Source organism: Klebsiella sp. Ech2A (assembly GCF_030078455.1).
Taxonomy (GTDB): Bacteria; Pseudomonadota; Gammaproteobacteria; order Enterobacterales; family Enterobacteriaceae; genus Klebsiella; species Klebsiella terrigena.
Genome location: NZ_JAQGFU010000261.1, coordinates 1 through 5,100, shown reverse-complemented (window position 1 = coordinate 5,100; position 5,100 = coordinate 1). Strand labels below are relative to the sequence as shown.

At 66.2% G+C, this 5,100-nt stretch carries 7 protein-coding genes; all 7 read left to right on the top strand.

Annotated elements, in window-relative coordinates; genetic code table 11:
- Positions 1 to 870: GspE/PulE family protein (locus tag PFH44_RS24860; protein ID WP_283826479.1), on the top strand; the 870-nt coding region annotated here is incomplete at its 5' end.
- Positions 857 to 2,071: a type II secretion system inner membrane protein GspF gene (gspF, locus tag PFH44_RS24855; RefSeq protein WP_283826478.1), complete on the top strand. Its 1,215-nt coding sequence runs from the start codon at positions 857 to 859 to the stop codon at positions 2,069 to 2,071. The genes PFH44_RS24860 and gspF, both read left to right, overlap by 14 nt.
- A gap of 20 nt (positions 2,072 to 2,091) precedes the next feature.
- Entirely contained in the window at positions 2,092 to 2,514 is a 423-nt protein-coding gene (gene gspG, locus PFH44_RS24850; protein WP_041144105.1) for a type II secretion system major pseudopilin GspG, read from the top strand.
- The gene (gene gspH, locus PFH44_RS24845; protein ID WP_283826477.1) at positions 2,514 to 3,023 is read left to right on the top strand and encodes a type II secretion system minor pseudopilin GspH; all 510 of its coding nucleotides are present in this window, start codon (positions 2,514 to 2,516) and stop codon (positions 3,021 to 3,023) included. The genes gspG and gspH overlap by 1 nt, the downstream gene beginning before the upstream one ends.
- Positions 3,020 to 3,385 carry a type II secretion system minor pseudopilin GspI gene (gene gspI, locus PFH44_RS24840; protein ID WP_041144103.1) on the top strand — a complete coding sequence of 122 codons (366 nt, stop codon included), beginning with the start codon at positions 3,020 to 3,022 and terminating at the stop codon, positions 3,383 to 3,385. Before gspH ends, gspI begins: the two co-directional genes overlap by 4 nt.
- A gap of 11 nt (positions 3,386 to 3,396) precedes the next feature.
- Positions 3,397 to 3,981: a type II secretion system minor pseudopilin GspJ gene (gene gspJ, locus PFH44_RS24835; protein WP_045860317.1), complete on the top strand. Its 585-nt coding sequence runs from the start codon at positions 3,397 to 3,399 to the stop codon at positions 3,979 to 3,981.
- On the top strand, positions 3,978 to 4,958 hold the full coding sequence (gspK, locus tag PFH44_RS24830; RefSeq protein ID WP_283826476.1) for a type II secretion system minor pseudopilin GspK: 981 nt from the start codon (positions 3,978 to 3,980) through the stop codon (positions 4,956 to 4,958). Before gspJ ends, gspK begins: the two co-directional genes overlap by 4 nt.
- Positions 4,959 to 5,100: the final 142 nt, after the last annotated feature.

Below are 5,100 nucleotides of genomic sequence, written 5' to 3'. Positions count from 1 at the left end.
GTGCTGCGCCTGCTGGATAAAAACAGCGTCAATCTCGACCTGCTGACCCTCGGGATGCCGCCCGCGCTCCTGCAGCAGGTCGATGAGCTGATAGCCCGCCCGCACGGCATCATTCTGGTCACCGGCCCCACCGGGTCCGGCAAAAGCACCACCCTGTACGCCGCCCTCAGCCGGCTGGACGCTCGCGAGCGCAATATTATGACCATCGAAGACCCCGTCGAATACGAGCTGGAAGGGATCGGCCAGACCCAGGTCAACCCCAGGGTGGAGATGACCTTTGCCCGCGGGCTGCGCGCCATTTTGCGCCAGGACCCTGACGTGGTGCTGGTGGGCGAGATCCGCGACGGCGAGACGGCGCAGATTGCCGTGCAGGCCTCCCTCACCGGCCACCTGGTGCTCTCCACGCTGCATACCAACAGCGCGCTGGGGGCAATTTCGCGCCTGCAGGATATGGGCGTGGAGCCTTTTCTGCTGTCAACCTCGCTGCTGGCGGTGCTGTCGCAGCGCCTGGTGCGCCGGCTCTGCCCGCACTGCCGTCGCCCGGGGCAGGCGGATGAGGAAACGGCGATACGGATGGGCGTCCCGGCCGGAACGACCCTGTGGCACGCCGAGGGCTGCGCGGAGTGCGGCTTCACCGGCTATCGCGGGCGTACCGGGATCCACGAGCTGCTGCGGGTTGACGATCGGGTGCGGATGGCAATCCACCGCGGAGAAAACGAATTAACGCTGGGCCAGCGGCTGGGGGCGGACTATATCACCCTCCGCCGCGCCGGGCTGGAGAAGGTGCTGAGCGGAATAACCAGCTGGGAAGAGGTGGTCAGGGTGACCGAGCAGCATGCGGCGCAGGGGGACCAGGATGGCCATTTTTAGCTACCGGGCGCTCGATGAGCGCGGCAGGACGCAGCGCGGTGTACAGCAGGCGGACTCCGCCCGCCACGCCCGACAGCTGCTGCGGGAAAAGGGCTGGCTGCCCGTTGAGATCGACGCCGCTGAAGGCCGCGCGCGCGGCGGCGGGCATTCGCTGCTGACGCGGCGCACCGGCGCCGGCGACCTCGCCCTCCTCACCCGCCAGCTGGCGACGCTGGTGGCGGCCGCGATCCCGCTGGAAAAAGCGCTGGACGCGGTGGCGCAGCAGTGTGAAAAAGCGCACCTGAAAACCCTGATGGCCGGCGTGCGCGGCAAGGTGCTGGAAGGCCATACCCTGGCGGAGGCCATGCGCGGCTATCCGGCCTGCTTCGACCGGCTCTACTGCGCGATGGTCGCCGCGGGCGAAACCTCCGGGCACCTTGCCGGCGTGCTTAACCGCCTGGCCGACTATACCGAACAGCGCCAGCAGCTTCGCGCCCGCCTGCTGCAGGCCATGATCTACCCCATCGTGCTGACGCTGGTCGCCATCAGCGTGATCGCTATTCTGCTCTCCACGGTGGTGCCAAAGGTCGTCGATCAGTTTGTTCATCTCAGGCAGGCCCTGCCGTTCTCCACCCGCCTGCTGATGACCATGAGCGATATCGTCCGCAGCGCCGGACCCTGGCTACTGCTGGCGCTGCTGGCGGGCGGGCTGCTGCTGCAGTACGCCCTGCGCCAGCCCGCGCGGCGGCTCATCTGGCATAGGCAGCTGCTGCGCCTGCCGCTGATTGGCCGGGTGGCCCGCAGCATCAACAGCGCCCGCTACGCCCGCACCCTCAGCATTCTGAACGCCAGCGCCGTCCCGCTGCTGCCGTCGATGCGCATCAGCGCGGAGGTGTTAAGCAACACCTGGGCGCGCCGCCAGCTGGAAACCGCCGCCGAGTCGGTGCGCGAAGGGATCAGCCTGCACCGCGCCCTCGAAGCCACCGCCCTCTTCCCGCCGATGATGCGCTACATGGTTGCCAGCGGCGAACAGAGCGGCGAGCTCAACGGCATGCTCGAGCGCGCCGCCGATAACCAGGACCGCGAGCTGAGCGCGCAAATTCAGATGGCGCTCAGCCTGTTTGAGCCGCTGCTGGTGGTGGCGATGGCCGGGATGGTGCTGTTTATCGTGCTGGCCATTCTGCAGCCGATCCTGCAGCTCAACACCCTTATGAGTATGTGATTGTAATAATGGAGAAAAAAATGCAACGACAGCGTGGATTCACCTTACTGGAAATTATGGTGGTGATTGTCATTCTCGGCATTCTTGCCAGCCTGGTGGTCCCTAACCTGATGGGCAATAAAGAAAAAGCGGACCGGCAAAAGGTGGTCAGCGATCTGGTGGCACTGGAGGGCGCGCTGGATATGTACAAGCTGGATAACAGCCGCTACCCCAACACCGAGCAGGGGCTCGCGGCGCTGGTCAGCCGTCCCGCCGCCGAGCCGCAGGCGCGTAACTATCCGGAAGGCGGCTATATCCGCCGCCTGCCGCAGGACCCGTGGGGCAACGACTATCAGCTGCTCAGCCCCGGCCAGCACGGCCAGGTCGACGTGTTTAGCGTTGGGCCGGACGGCATGCCGGATACCAACGACGATCTCGGCAACTGGAATATCGGGAAAAAATAGTGCAGCAGCGCGGCTTCACGTTACTGGAGATGATGCTCATTTTGCTGCTGATGGGCGTTAGCGCGGGCATGGTGATGCTGGCGTTTCCGCCATCGCGCGAGAACGACCCGGCGCAGACCCTCGAGCGCTTCCAGGCACAGCTGAGCTTTGTCCGCGACCGCGGGCTGCAGACCGGCCAGTTCTACGGTATCTCAATTCACCCCGACCGCTGGCAGTTTATGCGGCTGCTGACCCCAGACGAGAGCGGCCAGGCTGGCGAAGCGGACGGCGGCGAGGAGGGCTCCCGCTGGCAGCCGCTGCAGATAGCGCGCGTCGCCACCTCGGGCAGCGCGGCCCTGGAACCGCTGGCGCTGAGCTTTCCCGATGGCGCCGCCTGGACGCCGGGCGAACTGCCCGACGTTCTGCTGTTCCCCGGCGGGGAAGTGACCCCCTTTCAGCTGCATATCGGCCGCGATCTGGCGCTGGAGGTTGACGCCCGCGGCGGCGCGCAGCGGGAGGAGAGCCCATGAAATCGCAGTCCGGAATGACGCTTATCGAAGTCATGGTCGCGCTGGTGGTCTTCGCCCTCGCCGGGCTGTCCGTGATGCAGGCCACGCTGCAGCAGACGAACCACCTCGGGCGCATGGAGGAGAAAACCCTCGCCGGGTGGCTTGCCGACAATCAGCTGATCCAGCTGAAGCTGGAAAACCGCTGGCCGGCGCTGAGCCCCTCGGAAACAACGGTCCAGGCGGCAGGCGGCAGCTGGCATATCCGCTGGCAGGGCGTCGAAACCGAACTCCCGCAGCTGCGGGCGCTGGACGTCGAGGTCCGTCATGATAAAAGCGACAAGGCTCCGGTCTCCTCGCTGCGCACCTGGGTGACCCGGCCATGAACAACGGCACCATGCGCGGCTTTACCCTCGTTGAAATGCTGCTGGCGCTGGCGATCCTCGCCGCGCTGAGCGTAGCGGCGGTCAGCGTGCTGCAAAACGTCATTCGCGCGGATACGCTCACCAAAGAAAAAGCGCAGCAGATCCGCACGTTGCAGCAGACCTTTAGCCAGATGGCCGCCGACTTTAACCAGATAGTCCCCCGTCGCGGCCGCGACGATGCCGCCATCTTCTCCGCCGGGCGCTTCCAGCTGAGCAGCGACGACTGGGCGATAGCCTTTAGCCGCAGCGGCTGGCCAAACCCGATGGGCATGCTGCCGCGCTCAGAGATCCAGAGCGTCAGCTACCGCCTGCGCCAGCAGCGGCTGGAGCGCCTGAGCTATGACCAGCAGGACCCGCTCACCGGCAGCCGGCCGACGACCTGGGTCCTGCAGCGCGACGTCGAGGCGTTCCGCCTGCGCTTTTACGCCAACGGCGGCTGGCAGGATCGCTGGGAGTCCGCGCAAAAGCTGCCGCAGGCGCTTGAAGTCACCTTAACGCTGAAGGGCTACGGCGACGTCACGCGCCTGTTTTTAGTTGCCCCCGGAGAGCAGCCATGAACGGCCGCCAGCGCGGCGTCGCGCTGCTAATGGTGCTGCTGATCCTCGCGCTGATGATGGTGCTGGCGAGCGCCATCACCGAAAGAACGGCGCGGATGTACCAGCAGACGGCTACCACCCTCGATAACCTGCAGGCCAGGTGGTACGCGCTGGGCGCGGAGACGATGGTTGCCGCGCTGCTGCAGCGCGACGCGCTTGATTCGCCGAACCAGACCCATCTGGCACAAAACTGGGCCCAGCAGGGACGCCGTTTCACCGTCGATGGCGGCGAGATTTATGCCACGATTACCGACGATCTGGCCTGCTTCAATCTGAACGCCGTCAACCGCGCCACCGCCGAAGAAAGCGAAGCGATCCCCGCCGCGGCGCGCGCCTTTACCCGCCTGCTGGAGAAGCTCGGCGCGGAGCCGCTGCGCGCCCTGCAGCTCACCGCCGCCCTGCGCGACTGGATCGATGCGGATAGCCAGCCGCTGCTCAACGGCGCGGAAGACGAGGTCTATATGGCGCAGTCGCCGGGCTACCTGACCGGCAACCAGAATATCCAGGACCTCAGCGAGCTGCGCCTGCTCGCCGGGATGGATGCGGCGCTGTACCAGCGCCTGCTGCCCTACGTCTGCGCCCACCCGAACGACGCCCTGCAGATCAATATCAATACCCTGAAGCCGGCGCAGGCCGCCCTGCTGGCGGCGCTGTTTCCCGCAGATCTGAGCATTCAGCAGGCGCGCCAGCTGCTGATCGCCCGTCCGGCAAGCGGCTGGAACAGCGTTGCCGCGTTTTTAGCCCAGCAGGCGCTGCAGGACACCGACACCACCGCCGTACGCCCCTGGCTGACGGTCCACAGTGAACGCTTCGTCGCCTCGTTCACCGTGGTCATGGGCAGCGCGCGCTATCAGCAGCGCAGCCTCCTGCAGCGCGAAGGGCGCAGCTTCCGCGTTATCCAGCGACGTTATGGACTTTACAGAGTGGCCGATGAATAACGATAAAACGCCGCCGCGCGCGGCGCTCATTTTGCGCCTCGGCGCCCCTGAACGGCCGATCGCCTGGCGCCTGCTCTCGCCCGGGCAGCCGGAGAGCGCCGGCGAATGGTCCGCCGGCGACGATGACCCGACGCTGCGCGAG

Coding starts and splice junctions, on each gene's coding strand:
- gspF (WP_283826478.1), top strand. CDS start 857: ATGGCCATTTTTAGCTACCGGGCGCTCGATGAGCGCGGCAGGACGCAG.
- gspG (WP_041144105.1), top strand. CDS start 2,092: ATGCAACGACAGCGTGGATTCACCTTACTGGAAATTATGGTGGTGATT.
- gspI (WP_041144103.1), top strand. CDS start 3,020: ATGAAATCGCAGTCCGGAATGACGCTTATCGAAGTCATGGTCGCGCTG.
- gspJ (WP_045860317.1), top strand. CDS start 3,397: ATGCGCGGCTTTACCCTCGTTGAAATGCTGCTGGCGCTGGCGATCCTC.
- gspK (WP_283826476.1), top strand. CDS start 3,978: ATGAACGGCCGCCAGCGCGGCGTCGCGCTGCTAATGGTGCTGCTGATC.